General features: G+C 46.5%; 3 protein-coding genes. 1 reads left to right on the top strand and 2 read right to left on the bottom strand.

All coding sequences use genetic code 11. From position 1 onward, the window contains the following. Positions 1-520: 520 nt before the first annotated feature. Complete coding sequence (locus tag HMPREF1548_RS20390) at positions 521-724, top strand: alpha/beta-type small acid-soluble spore protein (RefSeq protein WP_021638421.1); 204 nt, start codon at positions 521-523, stop codon at positions 722-724. A gap of 110 nt (positions 725-834) precedes the next feature. On the opposite strand, the gene HMPREF1548_RS20385 is transcribed toward HMPREF1548_RS20390, so the two are convergent. Both HMPREF1548_RS20385 and HMPREF1548_RS20380 read right to left on the bottom strand, forming a co-directional pair. Further along, positions 835-1293, bottom strand: coding sequence for a CBS domain-containing protein (locus tag HMPREF1548_RS20385; protein WP_021638420.1), 459 nt, complete (start codon positions 1291-1293; stop codon positions 835-837). Between the two features lie 59 nt (positions 1294-1352). Next, entirely contained in the window at positions 1353-1907 is a 555-nt protein-coding gene (locus tag HMPREF1548_RS20380) for a DJ-1 family glyoxalase III (RefSeq protein ID WP_021638419.1), read from the bottom strand. Positions 1908-2110 lie beyond the last annotated feature (203 nt).

Genomic DNA, 2110 nt, shown 5'->3' with positions numbered 1-2110 from the left:
TCACCCACTCCCCCGAAGAAGCCACCCTCCTCGCCACCCAAACCCTATCTCTCGCTTAAATCTGGAAAAAAGACGATGTTTTCTTATCGCTTCCGAAACGGGCGATAGCCGCCAAAACAGCAATGTCCGACGAGCCTGCGAGGAGTTCTGCTGTTTTAAGGCTGCCCTTCGCCCGTGCAGGAAACGATTAGAAAACACCGTCTTTTTTCCACTGCAAGCTGAAAAACCATACAGCCTCCGCCCGCCCCAACAAAAACATCCCCGTCTTCCACTCCCTTTCCTCCCTGCTCTCACGCCTTTCCCACCCCTTAAATTTTAAAAAATCATTTCCCAATAATTGTCATAATAATTAAATGAATTCCGCAAATAATAACATCAAGATAAGCGACGGAAACAAACGGAACGCCGACACGCAAGTTCAGACATCCCCCTGGATAAGCGAGCGGCACAACGGATGGAGCCGCTTGCTTATCTAAATAAAACAAAGAAAAAGAAACAAGAATTACGGAGGTGAATTCAAATGGCAAGTTCAAACAGATCTAATAGAGTAGAGGTCCCTGAAGCAAAGGCAGCAATGGATCGTTTTAAAACAGAGGTAGCTTCTGAATTAGGCGTTAACCTGAAAGAGGGCTACAACGGAGACCTTACTTCCAAAGAAGCTGGTTCTATCGGCGGAGAAATGGTTCGTAGAATGATCAGAAAACAGGAAGAGCAGATGAAATAACTCTCTCTGAATGCAGATATCCCGGCTTGCTTAATGCAAGCCGGGATTTTTGTTTTCCGGAATATAAAGCTGTCGTAAGACGCGCCATTCTTTCAGCCCTTACCGATTTTTCAGTTTCCCGCAGGCACCATAATCTGGATTTTTTCCTGGGAGTCCGTCTTTTTTTTCTTTTTCAGTTCATCCATCAGATACTGAATGACGTCCTTTCTTGTAACAATACCTATAAATACCTTATCATCATCCACCACTGGGACAAAATTCTGATGCATCACCTTATCCAAAAGGCCTTCCATATCCACATTCACATGCACCGGCTTATTATCCCGATTACGTATCATTTCCATGACGGAAATCTCTTCCATCTCATGAAGCTCGGGAAAGCCTTCCTTTTTCAGCTTCCAGAGCACATCTCCTTCCGTAATGGTTCCGATATATCTTCCCTCGGAGGAAAGCAGGGGAACAGCCGCATACCCGTGGTGCTCCATTTTTTCCAGCACCTGTCGGAGACTGTCGTCCTCCTCCACATAAGCCACGTCGCTTTTAGGGGTAAGAAAAAATAAAATATTCATTTGCTGCTAATACTCCCTTTTCCGTAACTGCCGGGTGTCCTTCAGTTACCTATTCTTTCTTATCTTGTGTATACAATCTTCTCTGCAAGCGCATCCGCCGCATTTTTTCCCTGGAACAGCTCCACTATAGCCAGCCCGAAGGGAATTACGCATCCCATTCCCCGGCCAGTAACCACATTCCCGTCCACCTCGGCCGAACCGTGGGTAACCACGGAGCCTTCCAGATGGCACTCAAAATCAGGGAACGAGGTTGCCCTTCTGCCCTTCAGATAGCCTCTGTGACCGAAAATACTGGGTGCCGCACAGACTGCAGCCACATATTTATTCTCTGACGCATAAAATTCATCCAGCTTTTCCATCAGTTCCTGACAGTTCTCCAGGTTCTTAGTCCCCGGCAGCCCGCCCGGGAGCACCAGCATGTCCAGCCCGCCGAAATCAACTTCGGAAAACACCTTGTCCATTTTTACAGTAATACCATGGGAACCCGTGACCTCCCGGCCGCCGGTCACTGAAATCATATCAATTTCAAGTCCGGCCCTTCTGGCCAGATCCACCACAGTTAAAGCCTCAACCTCTTCATAACCCTCCGCAAAAAAAATACCGATTCTGCTCATTATTCACACTCCAATCCCGAACTCAATATGTTCAACTATGTTTTTTACCTATTCTTTGTGTCCTTGTTCATTGTACCAAAAATCCGACCAATATCCAATAAAAAAACTGTGAATATTTCCTTAATTTTGTTTACATTATTTGTGTTCGGACCCACCGTATGCTAAACTGGAGACAGGCGGGCTGTACTGGCCCGCCGCTGACA

The sequence above is a fragment of the Clostridium sp. KLE 1755 genome, assembly GCF_000466465.2.
GTDB lineage: Bacteria > Bacillota > Clostridia > Lachnospirales > Lachnospiraceae > Eisenbergiella > Eisenbergiella porci.
Note: the sequence above shows the minus strand (reverse complement) of the source record. Positions and strands in the feature narration are given on the sequence as shown.

Excerpts from the sequence above, each read along its gene's own strand:
- HMPREF1548_RS20390 (WP_021638421.1), top strand. The coding sequence starts at position 521 with ATGGCAAGTTCAAACAGATCTAATAGAGTAGAGGTCCCTGAAGCAAAG.
- HMPREF1548_RS20385 (WP_021638420.1), bottom strand. The coding sequence starts at position 1,293 with ATGAATATTTTATTTTTTCTTACCCCTAAAAGCGACGTGGCTTATGTG.
- HMPREF1548_RS20380 (WP_021638419.1), bottom strand. The coding sequence starts at position 1,907 with ATGAGCAGAATCGGTATTTTTTTTGCGGAGGGTTATGAAGAGGTTGAG.